Origin of the sequence: Streptomyces albiaxialis, assembly GCF_039530985.1 — a bacterium.
Lineage (GTDB): Bacteria > Actinomycetota > Actinomycetes > Streptomycetales > Streptomycetaceae > Streptomyces > Streptomyces albiaxialis.
The window spans coordinates 1039932-1062838 of the sequence record NZ_BAAAPE010000007.1 but is presented as its reverse complement, the minus strand read 5'-3'; the positions used below and the strand labels follow the sequence as shown (position 1 = coordinate 1062838).

21 protein-coding genes are annotated in these 22907 nt (G+C 72.9%); 11 read left to right on the top strand and 10 right to left on the bottom strand.

The features are described from left to right. Nucleotides 1–55: 55 nt before the first annotated feature. The 6 genes from ABD343_RS15915 to ABD343_RS15890 all read right to left on the bottom strand — a co-directional run bounded on the left by ABD343_RS15915 (nucleotide 56) and on the right by ABD343_RS15890 (nucleotide 5734). A complete protein-coding gene (locus ABD343_RS15915; RefSeq protein ID WP_344528390.1) occupies nucleotides 56–1000 on the bottom strand; it encodes a TauD/TfdA dioxygenase family protein in 945 nt (314 codons plus the stop codon). Nucleotides 1001–1227: 227 nt separating this feature from the next. Then, nucleotides 1228–1668 carry a thioesterase family protein gene (locus ABD343_RS15910; RefSeq protein ID WP_344528388.1) on the bottom strand — a complete coding sequence of 147 codons (441 nt, stop codon included), beginning with the start codon at nucleotides 1666–1668 and terminating at the stop codon, nucleotides 1228–1230. Further along, nucleotides 1665–2630 carry a 3-hydroxyacyl-CoA dehydrogenase NAD-binding domain-containing protein gene (locus ABD343_RS15905; RefSeq protein WP_344528386.1) on the bottom strand — a complete coding sequence of 322 codons (966 nt, stop codon included), beginning with the start codon at nucleotides 2628–2630 and terminating at the stop codon, nucleotides 1665–1667. The genes ABD343_RS15910 and ABD343_RS15905 overlap by 4 nt, the downstream gene beginning before the upstream one ends. Before the next feature lie 40 nt (nucleotides 2631–2670). Then, complete coding sequence (locus ABD343_RS15900) at nucleotides 2671–3564, bottom strand: beta-keto acid cleavage family enzyme (protein WP_344528384.1); 894 nt, start codon at nucleotides 3562–3564, stop codon at nucleotides 2671–2673. A 106-nt stretch (nucleotides 3565–3670) separates the two neighbouring features. Further along, complete coding sequence (locus tag ABD343_RS15895) at nucleotides 3671–4726, bottom strand: TetR/AcrR family transcriptional regulator (RefSeq protein ID WP_344528382.1); 1056 nt, start codon at nucleotides 4724–4726, stop codon at nucleotides 3671–3673. A gap of 84 nt (nucleotides 4727–4810) precedes the next feature. Continuing rightward, nucleotides 4811–5734 (bottom strand): MurR/RpiR family transcriptional regulator, encoded by a 924-nt coding sequence (locus tag ABD343_RS15890; RefSeq protein ID WP_344528380.1) that lies wholly within the window; start codon nucleotides 5732–5734, stop codon nucleotides 4811–4813. A 120-nt stretch (nucleotides 5735–5854) separates the two neighbouring features. On the opposite strand from ABD343_RS15890, the gene ABD343_RS15885 reads away from it, so the two are divergent. From ABD343_RS15885 to ABD343_RS15860, 6 genes are all read left to right on the top strand, one after another. Further along, nucleotides 5855–7051 carry a C45 family autoproteolytic acyltransferase/hydrolase gene (locus ABD343_RS15885; RefSeq protein WP_344528378.1) on the top strand — a complete coding sequence of 399 codons (1197 nt, stop codon included), beginning with the start codon at nucleotides 5855–5857 and terminating at the stop codon, nucleotides 7049–7051. A 12-nt stretch (nucleotides 7052–7063) separates the two neighbouring features. After that, nucleotides 7064–8761 carry an ABC transporter substrate-binding protein gene (locus ABD343_RS15880; protein WP_344528376.1) on the top strand — a complete coding sequence of 566 codons (1698 nt, stop codon included), beginning with the start codon at nucleotides 7064–7066 and terminating at the stop codon, nucleotides 8759–8761. A 7-nt stretch (nucleotides 8762–8768) separates the two neighbouring features. After that, entirely contained in the window at nucleotides 8769–9719 is a 951-nt protein-coding gene (locus tag ABD343_RS15875; protein ID WP_344528374.1) for an ABC transporter permease, read from the top strand. Further along, nucleotides 9716–10591: an ABC transporter permease gene (locus ABD343_RS15870; RefSeq protein ID WP_344528372.1), complete on the top strand. Its 876-nt coding sequence runs from the start codon at nucleotides 9716–9718 to the stop codon at nucleotides 10589–10591. Before ABD343_RS15875 ends, ABD343_RS15870 begins: the two co-directional genes overlap by 4 nt. A gap of 5 nt (nucleotides 10592–10596) precedes the next feature. Next, on the top strand, nucleotides 10597–11619 hold the full coding sequence (locus tag ABD343_RS15865; protein ID WP_344528370.1) for an ABC transporter ATP-binding protein: 1023 nt from the start codon (nucleotides 10597–10599) through the stop codon (nucleotides 11617–11619). A gap of 68 nt (nucleotides 11620–11687) precedes the next feature. Further along, the gene (locus ABD343_RS15860) at nucleotides 11688–12494 is read left to right on the top strand and encodes an ABC transporter ATP-binding protein (RefSeq protein ID WP_344528621.1); all 807 of its coding nucleotides are present in this window, start codon (nucleotides 11688–11690) and stop codon (nucleotides 12492–12494) included. 12 nt (nucleotides 12495–12506) lie between these two features. Here the strand turns inward: ABD343_RS15860 and ABD343_RS15855 are convergent, their stop codons facing one another. The 4 genes from ABD343_RS15855 to ABD343_RS15840 all read right to left on the bottom strand — a co-directional run bounded on the left by ABD343_RS15855 (nucleotide 12507) and on the right by ABD343_RS15840 (nucleotide 16934). Continuing rightward, entirely contained in the window at nucleotides 12507–13883 is a 1377-nt protein-coding gene (locus ABD343_RS15855; protein ID WP_344528368.1) for an MFS transporter, read from the bottom strand. A gap of 223 nt (nucleotides 13884–14106) precedes the next feature. Continuing rightward, the gene (locus ABD343_RS15850; protein WP_344528366.1) at nucleotides 14107–14574 is read right to left on the bottom strand and encodes a carboxymuconolactone decarboxylase family protein; all 468 of its coding nucleotides are present in this window, start codon (nucleotides 14572–14574) and stop codon (nucleotides 14107–14109) included. A gap of 148 nt (nucleotides 14575–14722) precedes the next feature. Beyond that, entirely contained in the window at nucleotides 14723–16024 is a 1302-nt protein-coding gene (locus tag ABD343_RS15845) for an MFS transporter (protein ID WP_344528364.1), read from the bottom strand. A gap of 97 nt (nucleotides 16025–16121) precedes the next feature. Beyond that, the gene (locus ABD343_RS15840; RefSeq protein WP_344528363.1) at nucleotides 16122–16934 is read right to left on the bottom strand and encodes a DeoR/GlpR family DNA-binding transcription regulator; all 813 of its coding nucleotides are present in this window, start codon (nucleotides 16932–16934) and stop codon (nucleotides 16122–16124) included. 115 nt (nucleotides 16935–17049) lie between these two features. Here ABD343_RS15840 and ABD343_RS15835 point away from each other — a divergent pair, with 115 nt between their 5' ends. The 5 genes from ABD343_RS15835 to ABD343_RS15815 all read left to right on the top strand — a co-directional run bounded on the left by ABD343_RS15835 (nucleotide 17050) and on the right by ABD343_RS15815 (nucleotide 22775). After that, nucleotides 17050–17721, top strand: a complete 672-nt coding sequence (locus tag ABD343_RS15835; protein ID WP_344528361.1) for an HAD family hydrolase — start codon at nucleotides 17050–17052, stop codon at nucleotides 17719–17721. Further along, nucleotides 17718–18782: a 2-hydroxyacid dehydrogenase gene (locus ABD343_RS15830; RefSeq protein WP_344528359.1), complete on the top strand. Its 1065-nt coding sequence runs from the start codon at nucleotides 17718–17720 to the stop codon at nucleotides 18780–18782. Before ABD343_RS15835 ends, ABD343_RS15830 begins: the two co-directional genes overlap by 4 nt. After that, the gene (locus ABD343_RS15825; RefSeq protein ID WP_344528357.1) at nucleotides 18779–20227 is read left to right on the top strand and encodes an FGGY family carbohydrate kinase; all 1449 of its coding nucleotides are present in this window, start codon (nucleotides 18779–18781) and stop codon (nucleotides 20225–20227) included. Before ABD343_RS15830 ends, ABD343_RS15825 begins: the two co-directional genes overlap by 4 nt. Nucleotides 20228–20555: 328 nt before the next feature. Then, nucleotides 20556–22289, top strand: coding sequence for a dihydroxyacetone kinase family protein (locus tag ABD343_RS15820; RefSeq protein WP_344528355.1), 1734 nt, complete (start codon nucleotides 20556–20558; stop codon nucleotides 22287–22289). Between the two features lie 6 nt (nucleotides 22290–22295). Then, nucleotides 22296–22775, top strand: a complete 480-nt coding sequence (locus ABD343_RS15815; protein WP_344528353.1) for a ribose-5-phosphate isomerase — start codon at nucleotides 22296–22298, stop codon at nucleotides 22773–22775. Nucleotides 22776–22907: the final 132 nt, after the last annotated feature.

Sequence of the window (22907 nt, the reverse complement as noted above, 5' to 3'; positions counted from 1 at the left end):
GGGTGCACCGTACTGACTCGTCAGTAATTGCGGAACGGGGCGTGCGCGGCCCGGCTCAGAACGGCCGGTCTCCCACGATTGCCACACGCTCGGCGACCCGCCTGTGGGGCGCGTAGTCGAAGAGCGCGTAGTGCTGCGTGGCGCGGTTGTCCCAGAAGGCGATGTCGCCGGGACGCCAGGAGAAGCGCACCTGGTACTCCGGCACATGGGCCTGCCGGGTGAGCAGGCTCAGCAGCCGGTCGCTCTCCTCGCGTCCCATCCCCACGATGTGGGTGGTGAACGAGGTGTTCACGAAGAGCATCTTCCGCCCGCTCTCCGGGTGTGTGCGCACCACCGGGTGCTCCACGGGCGGGAACTGCTCCTGGAGCCCGAGCAGCTCCTCCCGCTCCGTGAACCGCGCGAATCCGGGGATGAAGTCGTGCACCGCGGTCGCGCCGTCGATGCGCGCCTTCACCTCGCCGGGCAGGTTGTCGTAGGCGGCGGCCATGTCCGCCCACATCGTGTCGCCGCCCAGCGGCGGGACCTCGCGGAGCTGCAGGATCGAGCCGAGCGCGGGCCGCTCGCGGAAGGTGACGTCGGTGTGCCAGACGTTCTCGTACGTCGGCCGCGCGCTGCCGCCCTTCTCGAAGCGGACGATGTCCTCGCGGGCGCCGCGCGCGAGGATCGGGTTCGTCTCCAGCTCGCCCCAGTTGCGGCCGAACGCGGCCTGCTCGTCCGGCGTGAGGTGCGCGCCCCGGAAGAAGAGCACCTTCCACTCCAGCAGGGCCCGGTTGATCTCCTCGCGCAGCGCGGGCGTCAGGGGGCGGGACAGGTCGGCGCCGCCCCGCAGCCGGATCTCCGCGCCGATGACGCGGGTCTGCGGGACGACCTCGATGTGCTCGTAGGGCCGCTCCTCCCAGCCCTCGGGGAAGGGCCGCAGGACGCGGACGCCCTCGTACATGCCGCCCTCGGGGACGCGGGCCTCGCGCAGGGCAGGGGCGGGTGCGGTGGTGATGCTCATGGGAATGATCCTTCGCGTGATCGGTCACGGAGTGGTCGTCGGTCGGTGCGCCGGTGAGGGCAGCGCGCAGCTACAGACCGGACCGCTCGCACCCGCGGCGCCACGGGACGCAGAGGCGTCCGAACGGGGCTTCGGGGTGCGGGATCATGAGCGACATTCTGGAAGCGGCGGGCGGGAACGTCAACCGCGCCTCCCGCCCGCGCCTCCCGCCCGCCGCCTCCGGAGCGCTAGAGCGCGACCGAACGGCCCGCCCACTCGGGGGCGGCCTCGGCCAGTTCCTCGTAACGGGCCCTGACCTCGTCGGGGAAGGGCTCGGCGCCGTTCTCCCCGACGTGCACGCCGAGCAGCTCGATCGTCGCGACGGGCCGCTCGCCGCCGTCCACGTACATCTCGTGGGTGAACCGCGCCTTTTTGGCGGCGGCCCCCAGGATCCGCGTACGGACGGCGAGTTCGGCGCCCTCTTCCACCTCGCGCAGATAGCGGATGTGGGACTCGACGGTGTAGAGCGAGCAGCCGGTCGCCTCGCGGTAGGCGGGGCCGAGGCCGGTCGCGTCCATCATCGCGTCGGTGGCGTAGCCGAAGACGAGCACGTAGAACGCCTCGCTGAGATGGCCGTTGTAGTCGATCCACTCGGGCCTGACGGTCTCGCGGTGGAAGGGGAGGCTCACGCTGTCTCCCCGTTCCGCCCCCGCGGGAGCCGGCCGGTGGCGCGGAGCACGTCGATCACGCCCTGGTCGCGCTCGGCGACCAGCTCCGCGATGGTCCGCCCGTCGGCGGCCTCCTCGCAGCCCTGGACCATGCCGTCGTAGAGCTTCCGGTCCAGCTCGGGGGCTTCGAGGCGGGTCCAGGGGGACTTCAGCGAGGGGCCGAAGTGGTCGAGCATGTGGGCCATGCCGCCCTCGCCGCCCGCGAGCGCGAAGGTGAGGCAGGGACCCATGAACGCCCAGCGCAGGCCGGGGCCCTCGGTGATCGAGTCGTCGATCTCCTTCACCGTCGCCTCACCGTTGGCGACCATGTGCAGCGCCTCGCGCCACAGGGCCTCCTGGAGGCGGTTGGCGATGAAGCCCGGCAGCTCGCGGTCCATGGTGATGACGGACTTCCCCGCCACGTCGTAGAACTCCGACGCCCAGGCGACGGCGTCGTCGTCGGTCTTCTCACCGCCGACGACCTCGACGAGCGGGATCAGGTACGGCGGATTGAACGGGTGCCCGACGAGGAGCCGGCCGGGGTTCGCGGCCTCGGTCTGCATGTCGGTCATCGGATAGCCGGACGTCGAGGAGGCGACGACCACGTCGGCGGGCGTCGCCGCGTCGATCCGCGCGAGCAGATCCCGCTTGAGGTCCAGCTTCTCGGGGGCGCTCTCCTGCACGAAGTGCGCCTGCGCGCACGCCTCTTCGAGAGTCGGCGCCACGGTGAGCCGGTCGCGGCTCGCGCCCTCGGCCGGCCCGAGCTGGGTGAGCGCGGGCCAGGCGGCGTCCACGAGCCGCCGCAGCCTCTGCTCCGCGTCGGGCGCCGGGTCCCACGCGGTCACGTCGTAACCGCGGGCGAGGAAGTGGGCCACCCAGCCGCCGCCGATGACTCCGGCGCCGACGCAGGTGATGTTGCGGGTGAGGGAGGGGGTGGGTCGCATGCTCCTGCGGCTCCTTCTGTACGTCGTCCGTGCGGCCTGGCTACGAGCGGGGCTTGAGACCGAGGCGCTCGCGGGCCTGGTCCGGGGTGGCGACCGAGGCGCCGAGGGACTCGACGATGCGCACGGCACGCTCCGTGAGCTGGCCGTTCGTCGCCTTCACGCCCTTGCTCAGATAGAGGTTGTCCTCCAGCCCGACCCGGACGTTGCCGCCGAGCAGGATCGACTGGGCGACCCACGGCATCTGCATCCGGCCCAGCGCGAAGCTGGCCCACTGGGCGCCCTCGGGCAGGAAGTTGACCATCGACTGGAGCACGCCGGGGTCGGCCGGGGCGCCCCACGGGATGCCCATGCAGAGCTGGAAGACGGTCGGCGAGTCCAGCAGCCCCTCGTCCAGGAGCTGCTTGGCGAACCAGAGCTGGCCGGTGTCGAAGATCTCCAGCTCGGGCCGTACGCCCAGCTCCTGGATGCGGCGGGCGCCTTTGCGCAGCATCTCGGGGGTGGAGATGTAGAGGTTGTCGCCGAAGTTGAGCGAGCCGCAGTCGAGGGTGCAGATGTCCGGCAGCAGGTCCTCGACGTGCGGCAGCCGGTCGAGCCCGCCGACCAGGTCCGTGCCCTCCAGCGCGCCCTTCTCCAGCGGCTGGTCGGCGTCGAGCACGAGGTCGCCGCCCATGCCCGCGGTGAGGTTGATGACGACGTCGGTCCCGGTCTCCTTCACCCGCTCGACGACCTCGCGGTAGAGCGCCGGGTCGCGGGACGGGTCGCCGGTCTCGGGGTCGCGCACATGGATGTGGACGACCGCGGCACCGGCCTCGGCGGCCTCCACCGCCGAGGCGGCTATCTGCTCGGGCGTCACGGGCACGTGCGGGCTGCGCCGCACGGTGTCCCCGGCGCCGGTGAGGGCGCAGGTGATGATGACGCTGTCGTTGAAGGACATGGTGAACCTCCGGACGTACGGAACGGGGGGTGGGGAGGGGTGAGTTACGGGGTTACGGGACTGCTGGATCACGGGGTCACGGGGCCCTGGGCTACGGGTTACGGGGTTACGCGCTCAGTTCGGTCCCGACGTACGCGAGCAGCGCCTCGTGCATGTCGTCGGCGCTGGTCCCCTCGCCCTCGCCGCTGGCCAGCACCTGGGAGGCGAGGCCGTCGATGAGGGCGGTGAGGCGCAGCGCTCCGGCCTCGGGGTCGATGTCGCGGAAGACGCCCTGGGCGATGCCGCGCCGCAGGACGTCGGCGACGGTCGTGCGCCACTGGCGGTAGTACTCGACGTGCAGCTTGCCGATGGCGGTCGAACGCGCCGCCTCCGCCCACAGGTCGAGCCACACCATCCACTGGCGGCGCTGCTGCGGGGTGCGGGGGGTCTGGAGGGCGATGAGCTGCCGCAGTTCGCGCGCGGCGTCGCCCTCCCCGGTCCCGGCGGCGTCCGCGAGGTGCGCGGCGCGGCTGGCGGTGTCCTCGTCCATGCACCAGCGGACGGCGGCCTCCAGCAGCTCGGCGCGGCCGGGGAAGTGGTAGTGGATCGCGGCCGTACTGGTGTCGCAGGCACCGGCGATGTCGGAGACGCGGACGGCGTGGAAGCCGTGCTCGGCGATGAGCCGGACCGTCTCGCGAACGATCTGAAGGGGGCGTCCCGCGACGGGCGCCGGGGGGAGTACGTCCGTCGCGGGACGAGCCTGCGGCTCCGGTGCTCCGGAGCCGGTCCGGGTGCCGGGTACGTCTTCCGGGGTGCATTCCGGGGCGCCTTCCGGGCTGGTGCCGGGCAGGGGCGCCGGAGCGGCGCTCGTACCGGTGCCGGCACTGGCACCGGCACCGGACCCTGTACGGGCATCCGTACGGGCACCGGTGTCGGTACCGGCGGGGCCCGCGCCCAGCAGCCACGCGGCGTCGACTCCGGCCGCGTCGGCGATGCGGGCCAGCTCGGCGACCGTGAAGCGGCGGCTGCCGCCGAGCGAGCGGGAGAGCTTCGACGGGTCCATCACGATCCGTCGCGCGAACTCGCGCTGACTGCATCCGGCCGCCTCGACGACCTTCCGCACGCGCTCGGCCACGTCACCCGCCGCGTCGGCGACACGGCTGCCCGGCTGTTGCTGCTGCATGGTCCGACACCGTACGGCGGCGTTGAGCAAAGCGCAACACTTACTGATGTGCCAGTCAGGATCGCATCACAACACTGGCTGCCCTCACCCCTTGCGCACCCTCCCGTCCCGCTCCTTCTCCGGCAGCAACTGCTCCCGCAGCGCCGTCAACTGGTGCGAGGTCTCCACGGCCCGCGTCTCGTCCAGGGTGGTGAGGGCGAGCAGCAGCGCGTCCGCGACGACCAGCCCTGTCAGGGACTCGGCGGTGATGCCCGTGGGGGTGTGCGGCGCGGTGATCACGGCCTCGACGCGGCCCGCGAAGGTGTCGCCCAGCTCGTCCGTGACGAAGACGACCTTCGCGCCGACCGCCCGCGCCCGCTCGACCAGCACCGTGAACTCGGTCAGCGCGCGCCCCGGTTGGAAGACGACGACCGCGTCGCCCCGGCCGACCGCGAGCAGCTCGTCGGCGAAGGCGAAGCCCGTCGCGCCGATGTACCGCGCGCGCCTGCCGATGCGGCCCAGCGCCAGTGCGAGGTGGCGGGCGGCGACCTCCGAGGCCGCGACCCCGTAGCAGAACACCTCGCCCGCCTCCGCGAGCGCGGCCACCGCCGCCTTGAGCGTCTCCGGGCCGGTGAGGCGGCGGCAGTGCTCGATGCGCTCCTGCGCCTCGTCGAACACGTCCCCCCAGATGTCGTCCAGGTCCCGGCCGACGTGCGCGATGCGCTGCTTGAGCCGGACCTCGGGCGCGACCGCGTTGGTGAAATCGGCCGCCAGTTCGCGCTTGAGGGCGGGAAGCCCCGCGTATCCCAGGCGCTGGAGGGCGCGGACCACCGTCGCGTTGCTGGTCCCGCTCTCGGAGCCCAGCTCCTGCGCGCTGGCGAAGAGCAGCCGCTCGGCCTGCGCGCTCACCAGCAGCCGCGCGACGGCGCGCTCGGAGGCGGACAGCTCCTCCCAGTTGTCCCGCACGACGCTGCGCAGCCGCGTGACGCCGTCCGTCGTCTCCGTCAGCCCATCCGCTGAATCTTCCATTACAGGTATTGACTTCCGTGTGACGTGGCTTACGATCCTGGGCAATGCATTTCAATCGGTCCGCTTGCTGAAATCCACGTTACAGCACGCGTTACGGCGTGCGGACCCGCGAGGAGCGACATGACGCACGATCCCTCCCTTCCGGCGACCCCGAGCGGCTCAAGTGCCCCCAGTCTCCCCGTCATCGAGATCTCCGGCTCCCCCCGCGACCGTGGCCGGCAGTACGGAGAAGCGGTGCGGGACCGGCTGCGCGCCGCCATGGGGTATTACGAGGCGGCGTTCGGCGCCTCCGCCGGGCTGACCTGGCAGCAGGTGACCGCCCGGGCGGAGCGCTGGCTGGAGCCCGTGGGGGCGTACGCACCGGAGCTGGTCGAGGAGATGCGCGGCACGGCGGAGGGCGCGGGAGTGGACCTGCTCGACGTCCTCGCGCTCAACGCACGGGGCGAGGTGATCTACGACAAGTCGTTCGCCTCGATGGGCGAGAGCGGCGGCCAGGACGGGGACGAACGGGCCGACGGCTGCACCTCGTTCGCCCTCTTCGGCGAGGCCAGCGGCGACGGCCATGTCTACGCGGGCCAGAACTGGGACTGGCGCGCGGGCGTCGCGGACACCCTCGTGATGCTGCGGATCGTGCAGCCCCCGAAGCCGACGCTGATCATGCAGGTGGAGGCCGGCCAGGTCGGCCGCCAGGGCGCCAGCTCGGCGGGGATCGCGCTGAACGCGAACGGGCTGGGTGGCCGGTTCGACGACGCGGTCGGCCTCCCGCAGACCGTCGTGCGGCGCACGGTGCTCGACCAGCCCTCGGTCACCGACGCGCTGGAGGTGCTGTGCCGCGCCCGCGCCCACATCGCCAGCAACGCGCTGCTGACGTGCCGCGAGGGCTTCGCCATCGACCTGGAGACGACCCCGGCGGGCCACGGCTGGATGTATCCCACGGACGGCCTGCTGGTGCACGGGAACCACTACCAGGCGGGGATCCCCGCCCCGCTGGCCGCGCGGGGGTACCGGCCGATGGCCGCCGACTCCCTGGTGCGGGTGCCGCGCGCCGAGCAGGGGCTGCGGGCGCTGCGCGGGGCGAGCGGCCCCGAGGAGTCCCGCAAGCTCATCCGCCAGGCCATGTCCGACCACCTCGGCCACCCCGAGGGCCTGTGCACCCACCCGGATCCCCGCAAGCCGGAGCTGACGCACTGGACGACGCTCATCTCCTCGCTGGCCGACCTGACCACGGGGGATTACTACGCCACGGCCGGCACCCCCTGCGACCACGAGTACCAGCACCTTCCCTGGAACCTCTACGACGGCCCGCCCGGACGCTAGGAGAGCAGCGCCATGAAGCTCACGCACACCCGGTTCCGACCGCCAGGCGCGCGGCCCGTCGCGGCCGGGCTCATCGCCGGGCTCACCGCCGTGGTCGCGCTCGTCGCCGCCGGTTGCAGCGGCGCCCCCCACGCCGGGGTGCGCGGCGGCAAGAGCGCGGCCGACCTCGATCTGAAGCCCACCACGGCCCCCGCCGAGAAGCCCCGGGACACCGTCAAGTGGCTGCTGGAGGACGAGCCGGACTCGCTCGACCTCGACACCCAGGGCAGCAGCGCGGGCCGCATCGTCCTGACCAACGTGTGCGAGAGGCTCTACCAGCTCCGGCCCGACATGTCCGTGAAGCCCTGGCTCGTCGCCAAGGAGGCCCGCCCCGACGACAGGACCCTCGTGCTCACCCTCCGCAAGGGCGTCACGTTCCACGACGGCTCGAAGATGACCGCCGACGACGTGCTGTGGAGCCTCAAGCGGCACGCCGACCCGGACATGGAGCAGGGCGACGAGTTCGAGAACGTCAAGAAGATGGCCAGGACCGGCGCGCACGAGATCACGGTCTCCTTCAAGGAGCCCGACGCGCTGTTCACCAAGGCCCTCGCCGGCGACGCCGGGTTGGTCTACGAGAAGGAGAAGGTCAAGAAGGCCGGCAAGGACTTCGGCACCCCCGGCCAGACCGACGCCTGCTCGGGGCCGTACCGGCTCAAGAGCTGGAAGTCCGGCGACTCGATCACCATCGAGCGCTTCGGGGACTACTGGGGCGACAAGCCCCTCACCCGCGAGCTGGTCTTCCGCTGGGCCTCCGACAGCGCGCTGGTCAACGCGCTGACGACCGGCGCGGCCGACGGCGTCTTCGCCGAGTCGCCCAACACCGCGGCGGCCCTCGACGGCAAGAAGGGCCTCACCCAGCACTACGGCCCCAGCACCTCGGCCCTCACCCTCATCCCGACCGAGCGCGGCGGCCTCGCCGACCCCAAGGTCCGCCGGGCGGTCTCCCTCGCCCTGGACCGCAAGGGCATCGCCCAGTCCGGTTACGGGGGAATGGTCGAGCCCTGGGCGAGCAACATCGGTTCGGGCGCGTGGGGTTACGAGAAGCCGGTCTTCGAAGCCGCCCAGAAGAAGCTCGCCGCCTACGCCCCGGCGAGGCCCGACGCGGACGATCTGACCCGCGCCAAGAAGCTGGTCAAGGAGGCCGACAAGAAGCCCGAAGGCCCGGTCGTCATCGGCACCGACGCCAGCCAGGGCCGCACGGTCGTGGCCAACGCCCTGCGGGCCGCCCTCCAGCGCATCGGGCTGCGGGGCCAGATCAAGACGGTGCCCACCGCCCAGTTCGAGGAGTTCTACAGCTCGCCGGAGGCCCGTTCCGATATCGATGTGCTCGTCGCCGACTGGTACATCTCCAAGAGCGACCCCCTGGGTTTCTACGACAACGGCCTGTCGAACAGCTCCAACAACTGGGTCGGCTTCAAGGACGCCTCCTACGACCGCTCCATGCGCGAGGCCCTGCGGACGCTCGACGACAAGAAGCGGGCCCGGCTCGCGGTCAGCGCCCAGCGCGAGTTCGCGAAGGCCTCCGTGTGGATACCGGTCGCGCAGGTCCCGTCCGTCCTGGTCATGCGCCGCGACCTGACGGGCCCGCCCGCCTCCATGGCGTACCTCTACTACCCCTGGGCCGCCGACCTCGGCGGCACACGGGACACCGACGGGAAGAAGGGCTGACACCGCCATGCTCAGCAGACTCTTCCGGCGCGCCGCGGGCCTCGTGGCGACGCTGTTCGCCGCCTCGTTCGTGATCTTCGCGGCGGTGTACGCGGCCCCCGGCGACCCCGCCGTCTTCCTCGCCGGCGGCCGGGACAAGCTCACCCCGGAGAAGCTCGCCGCCGTGCGCGAGCAGTATCACCTGGACGAGCCGCTGGTCGTGCAGTACGGCCGCTGGCTGTGGGACTGCGTCCACGGCGACCTCGGCCGCTCGTTCAAGTACTCCGACCAGGTCGCCGACCTGCTCACCTCCCGGCTGCCCACCACCCTCGCCCTCGTCGGGTACGCGACGCTGCTCTTCGTCGTCCTCGGCGTCGGCGCGGGCGTCCTCGCCGCCGTGCGGCGCGGCTGGGTCGACCAGACCGTCGTCGGCGGCACGACGCTGGCGGCCTCCGTGCCCAACTTCGTCGCCGCGATCGGCCTCGTCTCGCTCTTCGGGGTCCGCCTCGGCTGGTTCCCGGTGACCGGCGGCGGCTCCGGGCTCGGCGGCACCGTGCACCATCTGACGCTGCCCGCGCTCTCCATGGCGCTCGGCGCGCTGGCCATCATCAGCCGCGTCACCCGCCAGTCCATGCTGGACGCCGCCGCGTCCGACCATGTGGAGGCGGCCCGCGCCTCCGGCATACCCGAACGGGAAATCGTCCGCCGCCACATCCTGCGCAACGCACTGGGGCCGATCGTGACCATGTGCGGCCTGGTCACCGCCGGGATGCTCGCGGGAACGGTCGTGATCGAGACCGCCTTCGGCCTCAGCGGCGTCGGCTCCCTGCTGGTCAACGCCATCAACACCCATGACTTCCCGGTCGCCCAGGCGGTGCTGCTGCTGATGGTCACGGGATACATCGTCGTCACCAACCTCGTGGACATCGCGCACCCGCTGCTCGACCCGCGGGTCCGCGCGGAGAGGAGAGCGGCATGACGTCCCCGACGCTGACCGCGCCCCAGGCTCAACCGGCCGTTCCCTCACGCCCCTTGGCGCTGCGCCCCAGGCGGCCGGTCGGCGTGCTGATCGCGGCGGGCTTCCTGGTCCTGGTCGTGCTCGCCGCCGCGTTCGCCCCGCTCGTCGCGCCGTACGCACCGGACGCCATCGACCTCTCCGCGTCGCTCGTCGGCACCGGCGGCGACCATCTCCTCGGCACCGACGCCTCCGGGCAGGACCTGCTCTCGCGGGTGCTGCACGGCGCCCGCACCAGCCTGATAGCCCCGCTGCTCCTGCTCGCGCTCGGCGCGCTGCTCGGCGTCACGCTGGGCACGCTCGCGGCGTGGCGCGGCGGCTGGGTGGACACGCTGGTCTCGCGGATCACCGATGTGATGTACGCGTTCCCGGGGCTGCTCTTCGTGGTGCTCATCATCGCCGTGTTCGGCGCGGGCATGACGACCTCGGTGCTCGCGCTCGGCCTCGCGTACACCCCGACGATCGCCAAGTACACGCGCAGCGTGGCCCTCGCCGAGCGCGCCAAGCCGTACATCGACGCCTATCGCGTGCAGGGCATGGGCGGGGCCCGGATATGCGCCCGCTATCTGGTGCCCAACCTCGGCCGGTCCGTGGTGGGTTATCTGGTGGTGCTCTTCGGCGAGGCCCTGATGAGCCTGGCCACCCTCTCCTATCTCGGCTTCGGCGCCCAGCCGCCCAGCTCCGACTGGGGCCTGATGGTGCAGGAGGGACAGGCGGCCGTCGTACAGGGCGCGCTGCTCCCCGCCATGGTGCCGGGCACGGCCATCGCCGCCGTCGTGGTGGCGTTCAACATCGTCGGCGTCTGGGCCGCCGACCGCCTCGGCAGCAGGAGGTAGCCGCCATGTCCGCCACGCCACATCCCCTACTCGACATCGAGGACCTCACCCTCGAACTCCCGGGCACCGCGCGCCCCCTCCTCGCCGACGTCTCCCTCCAGGTGCGCCTGGGCGAGGTCGTCGGGCTGGTGGGGGAGTCGGGCTCCGGCAAGTCCACCACCGCCAAGGCCGCGCTCGCGATGCTGCCGGAGGGCACCCGCACGACGGGGTCCGTGCGGGTCGAGGGCACCGACGTCCTCGGCCTGCGCGGCGAGGCGCTCCGCGCCCACCGGGCACGCACCGTCGCGATGGTCCACCAGGACCCGCGCGCCGCGCTCAATCCGGTGCGCCGCATAGGCGACTTCCTCACCGAGCGCCTCGCCCACGCGGGCCTCACCGACCGGCGCACGGCACAGAAGCGCGCGGTCGAACTCCTGGACACCGTCGGCCTCTCCGCGCCCGAGCGCCGGGTGCGCCAGCGCCCGCACGAGCTGTCGGGCGGCATGCTCCAGCGCGTCGTCATCGCGGGCGCGCTCGCCGCCGAGCCCCGGCTGCTGCTGGCCGACGAGGCGACCAGCGCGCTCGACGTCACCACGCAGGCCGAGATCCTCGACCTGCTGCGCACGCTGCGCGCCGAGCGCGAGACGGGCATGCTCTTCATCACCCATGACCTGCACCTCGCCGCCGCGTACTGCGACCGGGTGCTGGTGATGTACGCGGGCCGCATCGTCGAACAGCAGCCCGCGAGCGGCCTGTTCGCCCGCCCCCGCCACCCGTACACCCGCGGCCTGCTCGGCTGCTCCCCGGCGCTCGGCGACACCGGGTCCCGGCTCCGGCCCATCCCCGGCCGCCCGCCGTCCCTCGCCGACGCCTTCACCGGCTGCCCGTTCGCCGCCCGCTGCTCCGACGCCGAGGCCGCGTGCGAGACCTGGACGCCGGAGCCGTTCCGTCTGGACGACGGCGACAGCGATGGCGCCGATGCCGACGTGGTCGCGGGCGAGGCCGCGTGCCGCCGCCTGCCCGCCCTGGCCGAGAGGACCGCACCGTGACCGGGACCGCACCCGAGAAGACGCCCGCGAGGGGCAGCGAGAGCGGGGACGCCGCCGCGCAGGGCGACGTGCTCACCGTCGAGGCGCTGCGCAAGACGTATCCGCTCCCCGGCGGCGGGCGGCTCACGGCCGCCGACGGAATCGGGTTCCGGGTGCCGCGCGGCGGCTCGGTCGGCATCGTCGGCGAGTCCGGATCCGGGAAGACGACGGTGGCGCGGATGCTCGTCGGGCTCGTACGCCCCGACTCCGGCACCATCGCCGTCGCGGGCCGCGTCCGCGAGCACCGGCCGCCGCGCGGGAGGGCCGCGCGGCTGGCCCGGGCCCGGGAGATCCAGATGGTCTTCCAGGATCCCTACGTCTCGCTCGACCCCCGCCTCACCAGCCGCCAGTGCCTGCTCACCGCGCTGCGGCTGCACGGTGCGACACCGTCCGGCGCCGGGGAACGGGCGCTGCGCCTGCTCGACCAGGTCGGCCTGGGCGCCCGCGAGGCCGAGGCCCGGCCGCACGGGCTCTCCGGCGGCCAGCGCCAGCGCCTCGCCATCGCCCGCGCGCTGGCCGTCGACCCCCGGGTGCTGGTGCTGGACGAGGCGGTGGCCGCGCTCGACGTCTCGATCCAGGCGCAGATCCTCAGCCTCCTGGACGACATCCGGCGGGAGACGGGCGTGGCCCTGGTCTTCGTCAGCCACGACCTGGCGGTGGTCCAGCACATCACCGACGAGACGCTGGTGATGTGCAAGGGCGAGGCCGTCGAGCAGGGCCCGACGCCCCGCGTGCTCACCTCGCCCTCCTCCGCCTACACCCGCGCCCTGCTCGCCGCCGTCCCCCGCGAGGGCTGGGATCCGGCGGAGGCGGTGCGCACGGCCCGGGAGGAGTGAGCGGCGCGGGCGTCACCGGGCCCTCTTCCGCTCCCGGCCCCTCGCCGCCAGCAGAGCCATGGCGATCAGGATGCCCACGACCGCGTAGCGGAACGCCGTACGGAAGCCCTCCGCCCCGGTGCTCCCGGCCCCTGCCCCGCTGCCCGCGCCCACCAGTACGGCCAGGCCCAGTGCGCTGCCGAGTTGGTCGACCGAGCGCTGGACTCCGGAGGCGAGCCCGGCGTCCTGTTCGGTGACGCCGTGGAGGGCGGCGTTCTGGAGGGCCATGAGTCCGAGGCCCATGCCGAGCGCCACGGCCACCATGCCGGGGACGACGTCCGTCCACAGCGAGCCCCGTTCCGGGAGGCGGGCCAGCCAGGCGCAGCCCGCGCCCGCGCACACCAGGCCGAGGACCGCGGTCGCCCGCAGCCCCAGCGCGGCGATGACCCGGCCCACCACCGCGATCGCGCCCAGCAGCGCCGCGCAGAACGGGAGATAGGCGAGCCCGGCGGCGAGCGGGCCCATGCCCAGGGAGTTCTGCATGTAGAGCGTGGCGAGGAAGAACGTGGTGGAGAGCGCGGCGCTCAGCAGCACGGTCGCCGCGTTGGCGACGGTGCGGGTGCGGTGCGCGAAGAAGCGCAGCGGCACCAGCGGCCGTGCCGTCCGCGCCTCGACCGTCACGAACGCGGCCAGCGCGAGGACACCGGCCGCCAGCGGCAGCAGCACGTCAGCGCCGGTCCACGGGCGTTCGGCGGCGCGCAGGACGCCGTGGACGAGGGCGAGCGGCCCGCAGGTGAGGAGCGCGGCACCGGGCAGGTCCAGCCGCCGCCATCGCGCTCCGCCGCCCGCCGCGTCCGGCCGTACGCACAGGGGTGTGGCGACGAGCACGGCGGCGACCAGCGGCACGTTGACGAGGAAGATCCAGCGCCAGTGCAGCAGTTCGGTGAGCACGCCGGAGAGCAGGACGCCGCCGACGAGGCCGGAGGCCGAGATGCCGCCCCAGATGCCGAGCGCCCGCGCGCGCTCCTCGGGCACGGGGAAGAGCAGCGCGATCAGCGACATCGCCGCGGGCGAGGCCAGTGCCTCGCCCGCGCCCTGCCCGAGGCGGGCGGCGAGCAGCAGGGGCAGGCCGTCCGCCACGCCCGCGAGCAGGGAGGAGAGACCGAACACCGCGGTCCCGAGCAGGAACATCCGGCGCCTGCCGAACAGATCGCAGATCCGGCCGCCGAGCAGCAGGAGCCCGCCGCCCGCGAGGGCGTACCCCGTGACCACCCAGGTCAACGAGGCGGGACCGGCGCCGAGTTCGGCGCCGATGGAGGGCAGGGCGACGTTCACGACGGTGACGTCGACAGCGATGAGGAACTGAAGGAGGGAGAGCACGCCCAGGGCGCGCCGACGAGAGGTGTGCACGAAAAGGGAACTCCAGGCCAGGCACTCGCCGGGGCATGGCGAGAGCCGAGTGAACGATGAGCACCTGTCGCGCCGTCGGCCCGGTCAGGACGATCCGTTGCCGGTCGCCGGGGCCGTCAGCACGCTGGAGTCACTTCGTGCCGCTCACGCCTGTTCCCTTTCGTACGCGTATCCGAGTCCCGCACAGCCTACGACGCCGTGCGGAACGCCGGGGCCGGAAGGTTCAGAACGTGGCGTTCGGGTCGGCGGGCTGCTTGGTCGTGACGTTGACCCGGTTGACCAGGTTCGTGAGGCCGATCATCAGGACCAGCGCGGACAGCCCCTGCTCGTCGTAGTGCTTGGCGGCGTCCTCCCAGACGGGGTCCGGCACCGGGTCGGAACGGTCGGCGAGGCGGGTCGCGTACTCGGCGAGGGCGAGGGCGGCGCGCTCGGCGTCGTCGAAGCGCGTCGACTCGCGCCAGGCGGCCACGGCGTGCAGCCGCTCGTCGGTCTCGCCGTTCTTCTTGGCGCCGCGTACGCCGAACTCGACGCAGAAGCCGCAGCCGTTGATCTGGCTGACGCGCAGGTGGACCAGCTCCATCGTCTTCTGCGGGACGCCGCCCTGCTGGAGGGAGGAGAACAGGTCCCGGATCGCCGTGACGGCTCCGGGAACGGCCATCGCGGGGTTCGGGATGCGCGGGGTGGTGGTCATGTGCGGGCCCTCCTGGTGCGGAGCGCGGCCCGGTGCCGCGCTCTCGTTCCCATGACGTACGGGGGCGCGGGGTTGTGACACGGGAGCGGGCCCGGTCGTCCGTGCGACCGGGCCCGCGGGCAGGGGAGGGGAGGGGAGGGGAGAGGGGTCAGGCGGGTGCCGTCGCCGGTGCGGGGGACTCGCTGTCGCCCTTCTTGGGCTTCGGCGTGCCCGAGGACGAGCCGCCGCGCTCCTCCGGGAGCTTGAGGAAGAACGTGAGCACCATCGCGACCAGGTAGAGGGCGAGGAAGACGATCGTCACGCCGCCCGCGCCGACGAGCGGGAGGAAGAGGCTGGCGATGGCCGGGCCGACGAACGTCGCGCCGCCCGCGCCCAGGTTGAGCAGCGCCATCGCGCCGCCCTTGTTCTCGGGCGCCATGGAGGGGATGAGCGCCGAGATCGGGACGAAGCCCGCGAGGGTGGCGCCGTAGAGCATGCCCGCGAGGACGGCGACCCAGTAGTAGTCGGGGCCGAGCCAGGTCGGGACGAAGTAGAGGACGGTGACGCTGATCGCGCAGCCCAGGGCGCCGAACGTGGCGATCGTCGTACGCCAGCCGATCTTGTCGGAGACGGCGCCGAAGATCAGGTTGAAGAAGATGTTGGTGCCGTAGATGATCGCGAGGAGCTGGAGCCACTTGTCGTCGCCGAAGCCGACGTCGTCGGAGAAGATGCGCGGCAGGTAGACCAGCATGCCGAACTCGGGCGCGGTGTTGATGATCCGCACGAGGCAGCCGACCAGGACCCTCGGGTGGGTCTTGATGATCGAGACGCTGTTCTTGAGGCTCTCGCCCGTGGTGACCTCCGGCGGGGCCATACGGTCGCCGCCCGGCCGCTTCTTCGCGCCGACCAGCGCGATGGCGCCGCCGATGAGGATCAGGCCGAGCGCGGTCCACAGGGTGCCCATCTTGCCCAGTGACGGGATGGTGAAGCTGGCCCAGAGCGAGCCCAGGGTGGGCAGGCCGCCGGTGAAGGCGAAGTAGAACCAGCCGACGGCGGTGCCGAGGCGGGCCTTGGGCGCGGTGCCGGTGATCCAGACGAGGAAGCCGAAGGCGAAGAGCGGATAGCCGAAGCCGCGCAGCCCGTAGAGGATCAGCATCATCGGGTAGTTCTCGGTGCCGAGCGCGAAGACCAGGTACGCGGCGTCGAAGACGGCCCAGATCGCCAGGCCCACCCACATCACCTTGCGCGGGCCCCAGACCTCGGCGAGCGCCCCGGAGAACCAGGAGGCCAGCATGACCGCGACGCCGTAGACGGTGATGACGTAACCGGCCCTGACGTCGGTGCCGGCGCCGTGGTCGGCCATGTACGGAGCGATGAAGCCGCTCTCCACGCCGTCGCCGATCATGAACAGCAGTACGCCGATATAGCCGAGGACCAGGGTCTTCGGCAGCCCTATGCGATCCAGCAGCATCGCGGCCTCCACTCTGAGGTAACCAGGTTGCACCAGGGATACTCAGCCGGGTCGCGATAAATATCAAGAGCTGTGTTAAAGGTAACGACGCTCTTTGTTATTCCGTGACCTGTTCCTCGCCGGTGCCCACGACGCGTACGTCCGTGAGCTTCCGCATGTCCGCGAGGACCGCGTCCTCCACGGGCGGCGTCAGCACCACGTGGTCGAAGGACGAGACCGGGTCGAGCCGGTGCAGGGCGCTGCGCCCCACCTTGCTGTGGTCCATCAGCAGGACGCTCAGGGCCCCGGCCTCGCGCATCGCGCGCTTGATCGCCACGATCTCCTGCTCCTGGTGGAAGGTCATCTCGGACGTCATCGCCGACGTCGAGACGACCGTGACGTCGACGGAGAAACTCTTGATCATCTCCAGCGCCGAGAGCCCGATCCAGGAGTCGTGCGTGCGCGAGTACTCGCCGCCGACCAGGATCAGCCTGATGTCGTCGGCGGCCCGCAGCTCCTCCGTGATCAGGCGGTAGTTCGTGACTACCGTCAACGGCCCGACCTGCGGCAACAGCTTCGCCAGTGCGAGCGCGGTGGTCGAGTCGTCCAGCATCAGGGACATGCCGGGGGTGAGGAAGCCGAGCGCCTCGCGGGCCAGCGCGCCCTTCTCGCCGGGGTGCGCGTGCAGCCGGAAGTCGGAGCTGGACTCGAAGACGGTGGACGGCTGGGCCGAGACCCCGCCGTGGTACTTGCGCAGGATGCCGCGGTCGGCCAGCTCCGCGATGTCCCGGTGCACCGTCATGAGGCTCACACCGGTCAGCTCGGTGAGCTCCGCCACGGTGGCGTCCCCTTTGGCCAGCACGTGGTCGACGATCTGCTGCTGGCGCTTCTGGCGCGTGGGACGGGCGGATCCGGATCCTTGGGCGGTCATACGGGCCATCTTGCCTCCTGGGGGTCGTCGAGGCCCACACCGGTATCAATGAGTCGGTGACAACTAACAGATTGGGTGTTAATTTGCTGAGACAGCGATGTTAGGAGTACCGGCCGTGGCCGATGCAGTGGTGTTTGACATGGACGGAGTGCTCGTCGAGAGCGAGCACCTCTGGGAAGGCCTGTGGACCGCGTTCGCCGCGGAGCGCGGCAAGCAGTGGGGACCCGAGCAGACCAAGAGCTGCCAGGGCATGAGCGCCCCCGAGTGGGCCGCCTTCCTCACCGAGTTCGCGGGCGCGGGCGACAGCGCGGAGGACACCGAGCGGACCGTCGTGGACGGCATGATCAAGGCGCTGGAGGACGGCGAGATCGACCTCCTCCCCGGCGCCCGCGAGATGGTCACCGACTCCGCGTCCCTCGGTCCCATCGCGCTCGCCTCCTCCGCGCCCCGCCGGGTGATCGACGCGGTGCTCGCCCACCACGCCGTCGACCACCACTTCAAGGCCACCGTCTCCAGCGCCGAGGTGCCGCGCGGCAAGCCCAGCCCGGACGTCTACCTCGCCGCCGCCGGGAAGCTCGGCGTCCCGGCCACCGACTGCCTGGCCGTCGAGGACTCCAGCAACGGGCTGCGGGCCGCCGCGGCCGCCGGGATGACCGTCGTCGCCATCCCCAACCCCACGTACCCCCCGGCCGAGGACGCCCTCGCCGGGTCCGCGCACGTCGCCGCCGACCACGCCGACGTACGCCGCTACCTGCTCACCAAGCTCAAGGAAGGTGCCCGCGCATGAGCACGAACGCGCGCAAGGTCCTCGCCTCCGGCGACCACTTCATCGCGCCGGGGCTCTTCGTCGACGCGCTGCGCGAGGCCGCGCCCGGTATCGAGCTGGACTTCCGCACCCAGACCACCCCCTGGCCGCTCACCCCCTTCGGGCCCGTCGGGAACGTCAAGGAGGCCAGCGGCACCGAGGAGGAGCTGCTCGAAGCGCTCGGCGACGCGGAGATCGCGCTCATCCAGATGGCGCCCTTCACCGCCGAGGTCATCGAGAAGGCACCCCACCTCAAGCTGATCGGCGTCGCCCGCGGCGGCCCCGTCAACGTCGACGTCGCGGCCGCCACCAAGGCCGGCATCCCCGTCACCTTCACCCCGGGCCGCAACGCCGCCGCCGCGGCCGAGTTCGCCCTCGGCCTGATGCTCGCCGCGCTGCGCCGCATCCCCTCCTCCGACGCCGAGCTGAAGAAGGGCGTCTGGCGCGGCGACTACTACGCCATCGAGAACGCGGGCATCGAACTCGACGGCACCACCGTCGGCCTCGTGGGCTACGGCGCGATCGGCTCGATCGTCGCCCGCGTGCTCAACGCCTTCGGCTCCCGCGTCCTGGTCCACGACCCGTACTGCGACCCGGCGAAGGCCGCCGCCGACGGCGTCGAGCTGACCGGCCTGGAGGACCTGCTGCGCCGCAGCTCCGTCGTCTCCCTCCACGCCCGCGTGACCCCCGAGACCCGGCACATGCTCAACGCCGGGAACCTCTCCCTCCTCCCCGAGGGCGCCGTCCTCGTCAACTCCGCGCGCGGCGAGCTGATGGACTACGCGCCGCTCCCGGACATGCTCCGCTCCGGCCACCTCGGCGCCCTCGCCCTGGACGTCTACGACGTCGAGCCGCCGCCCGCCGACTGGCCCCTGCACCACGCGCCCAACGTCATCACCACCCCGCACCTCGCGGGCGCCACCCGGCAGACCGCCGACCGCGCCGCCGCGATCACCGCGGGCGAGGCCGCGCGTTTCCTGCGCGGCGAGCCGCTGCGGCACGTCGCCAACCCCGAGGTACTGGGGGGAGGTTCCGCGTCATGATCGTCGGGGTCGACGTCGGCACCTCCGTCACCAAGGCCCAGCTCATCGCGCGCGACGGGCGCACGGGCCCGGCACACGAGGCCCGCAGCACCGTCTACACCCTCCCGGGCAACCGCGTGGAGCAGGACCTGGACGAGGTCGTCGGCACGGTCGTCACGGTCGTCCGTGCCGCCGTCGCCGACGCCGCCGCGCTCGACCCGGACGAGCCGGTCGAGGCCCTGGCCCTCACCGGACAGGGCGACGGCCTCTGGCTGCGCGACGCCGAGGGCAGGCCCGTGGGCCGCGCCCTGTCCTGGATGGACGGCCGCGCCGCCCCCGTCCTCGACCGCTGGGTCGCCGACGGGGTCGCGCGCCAGGTGCACGCCCGTACCGGAGCCGGGCTCTTTCCCGGCTCCGCGGGCCCGCTGCTCGCGTACCTCGCCGAGCACGAGCCGGAGCGCCTGGAGCGTGCCGAGACCGCCGGGTACTGCGTCGACGCGATCGTGCAGCGCTTCACCGGCGAGCGGACCGTCGACGCCTCCGACGCGTCCGTCCCCTTCCTCGACGTCGTCGCGCGTACGTACGACGAGGAGGCCCTCGACCTGTGCGGGCTCGGCGAGTGGCGCAAGCTCCTGGCCGAACCGGCGGCGCGCGGCGCGCTCTTCCCGCTCCTCCCCGAGGCGGCGGCCGAGCTGGGCCTGCCCGCCGGACTGCCGGTCAGCGCGGGCCCGTTCGACATCCCGGCCTGCGGCTTCGGCTCGGGGCTCAGCGAGCCGGGCCAGGGCCACATGATCATCGGTACGACCCTGGCGTGCCAGGTCCTCTCCGACGACCCGTCCCCGGCGGGCGGCGACGAGGCGGCCGGGATGGTGCTGGCGACGCCGTACGAGGACCGGTACCTCAAGGTCATGCCCGCGATGATCGGCACGGCGGGCCTGGACTGGCTGCTGAAGATGCTCAACGTGCGCATCGAGGAGCTGGACGCGCTGCTGGCCCAGTCCCCGTACGGGGCCGGGGGCGTCACCGCGCTCCCCTTCCTCTCCACGAGCGGCGAACGCGCGCCCTTCGTGGACGCGCGGGCGAGGGGCCGCCTGGACGGGCTCTCCCCGCTGACCGGCCGCGCGGACCTGGTCCGCGCCCTGTGCGAATCGGTCGCCTACTCGGCCCGGCACTGCCTGGAGACGCTCGGCGTCTCCGCGTCCGTCACGGCCTGCGGGGGCGGGGCCCGTTCGGGCGAGTGGGGACGCATCTTCGCGGGCGTCCTCGGCCGCGACCTCTACGTCCGCGACGACGCGGTCGGCATCCGCGGCGCAGCCCGCGTCGCGTTCGAGGCCCTCGGGGTTTCCGCCCAGGCGGAGGGAGCCGAACCACACGTCGTCCGGGCCGACGAGGAGGCCCTGGCCTTCTACGAGGAGGGCTACGCCCAGTACCTCCGGTCCCTGGCGGTAGCGAGGGACAACTGGTGAGGCCCGACCTGTGTGTACCCGGCATCGGGGCTGCGCTTGCCAGCCCTGCGCCTCCGGCGCAGACCTCCCAAGCACAGCCGGGAATCGCAGGGGTGCCCCCTCTCCGCCGCGCGCCCGGCAGGCGCCCGAAGCCGCTCCGCGCCCCGAAGCGCGCCCCGAAGGGGCGCTTCAGGGGCGCGGGGAACTGCGCGGCCAGCCACGACGCGCGCGCACTCTGCAATGCACAGCAAGGGGCAGCCCGTTCGCAGCCGCACCCGCACCCGCACCCGCAGCCGCAGCCGCACCCGCACCCGCAGTCACAGCCGCAGCCGATACATGGAGCTCACTCATGACCAGGTTGTTCAACGACCCGGCGACGTTCGCCGAGGACATGGTCGCCGGGTTCGCGGCGGCACACCCCGAGCACATACGGGCCGTGCACGGCGGAGTCGTGCGGGCGAGAAAGAGCCCGCAGGCCAAGGTCGCCGTCCTCACCGGAGGTGGCTCCGGGCACTACCCGGCCTTCTGCGGCGTCGTGGGCGACGGCTTCGCCGACGGCTCCGTCATAGGGAACGTCTTCACCTCGCCCTCCGCCGCCCAGGCGTACAGCGTCGGCCGCGAAGCGGAGAACGGCGGCGGGGTCCTGTTCATGTTCGGCAACTACGCCGGTGACGTCATGAACTTCGGGCAGGCCGCCCAGCGGCTGACCTCCGAGGGCGTACCGGCACGGACGTTCGCCGTCACCGACGACATCGCCAGCGCGCCCCGCGAGGACCTCGCGAAGCGCCGCGGCATCGCGGGCGGCTTCACCGTCTACAAGACCGCGTCGGCCGCCGCCGAGGAGGGCGCCGACCTCGACGGGGTCGTACGGATCGCCGAGCGCACCAACGCCCGTACCCGCACCCTCGGCGTCGCCTTCGCCGGCTGCACGCTGCCCGGCCAGCGCGAGCCCCTCTTCACCGTGCCCGAGGGCAAGCTCGGCCTCGGGCTCGGCATCCATGGCGAGCCCGGCGTCAGCGAGAGCGAGCTGACGTCCGCAGCGGACCTGGCCCGCACCCTGGTCGAGGGACTGCTCGCCGAGCGCCCCGAGGAGGCGCGCGAGGACCGCCGCGTGGCCGTCATCCTCAACGGGCTCGGCTCCACCAAGTACGAGGAGCTGTACGTCCTCTGGGGCACCGTCGCCCGGCTGCTGGCCGACGCGGGCCTCGAACTCGTACGCCCCGAGGTCGGCGAGCTGGTCACCAGCCTCGACATGGCGGGCTGCTCGCTGACGCTCACCTGGCTCGACGAGGAGCTGGAGCGGCTGTGGCTGGCGCCCGCCGACACCCCCGCGTTCCGCAGGGGACAGCTCGCGGACGCCCCCCGACCGGTCGTGGCGGCACGTGACTCAGCCCCCGAGCCCCGTGCCGCCGCGGCCTCCTCCCCCCTGGAGACGGCCACCGGCGCCGCCGCCGGGACCTCCGCGACGGCCGTACGGGCGCTGCGCGCCGCGCACACCGTGCTGCACGAGCAGGAGGAGGCGCTCGGCCGCCTCGACGCGGTCGCCGGGGACGGCGACCACGGCCGGGGCATGTGCAAGGGCGTCGACGCGGCGCTCGCCGCCGCCGAGAAGGCGCACGCCGACGGCGCCGCGCCCGCGCCGCTGCTCGCGGCGGCGGGCGACGCCTGGGCCGCCGAGGCGGGCGGCACCTCCGGCGCCCTGTGGGGCGCGGGGCTGCGCGCGCTCGGCGCCGGACTCCCGGCCGACCGCGCCCCGGAACCCGCCGAGTGGGCGGCGGGCGCGCGGGCCGCGCGCGACGCCGTCACCGCGCTCGGCAAGGCCGAGCCCGGCGACAAGACGCTGGTCGACGCGCTCGACCCGTTCGTGACCGCGTTCACGCGGCGGACCGGCGCGGGCGAGGAGCCCGCCGCCGCCTTCGCCGCCGCGGCCGAGGAGGCCCGTACGGCCGCCGAGGCCACGGCGGAGCTGCGGCCGAGGCTCGGCCGGGCCCGCCCCCTCGCCGAGCGCAGCATCGGCACCCCCGACCCGGGCGCCACCTCGCTCGCCCTCGTCCTCAACGCCCTGATCCCGCTGGGAGGCTGACCCGTCATGACCACCGCACAGCCCTTTCGTGTCGTCGTCGGCTGCGACGACGCCGGCCTGGAGTACAAGGAGGCGCTGAAGCGCGATCTCAAGGGCGACGCGCGCGTCGCCGAGGTGACGGATGTCGGCGTGGGCAGCGACGGGACCGACAAGGACAGGGCGTACCCGCACGTCGCCGTCGAGGCCGCGCGCCGCGTCGCGGACGGCGAGGCCGACCGCGCGCTGCTGATCTGCGGCACCGGGCTCGGCGTCGCCATCAGCGCCAACAAGGTGCCCGGCATACGCGCCGTGACCGCGCACGACAGCTACTCCGTCCAGCGCTCCGTGCTCAGCAACAACGCCCAGGTCCTCTGCTTCGGGCAGCGCGTCATCGGCCTGGAGCTGGCCCGCACGCTGCTGGACGAGTGGCTGGACCAGCGCTTCGACGAGACATCCGGCTCCGCGGCGAAGGTCGCGGCGATCACCGGCTACGAGCGCGGCTGCTAGCGGCTTGCGCGCGCTGAGCAGGGGCTGCCCCTTGCCGCGCGTGCCAGGCTGCCGCGCCGCGCTGGTTGCTCGCGCAGTTCCCCGCGCCCCTTCCGGGCTACGCCCCGAAGGGGCCGTCTGAACCGCCCCGGA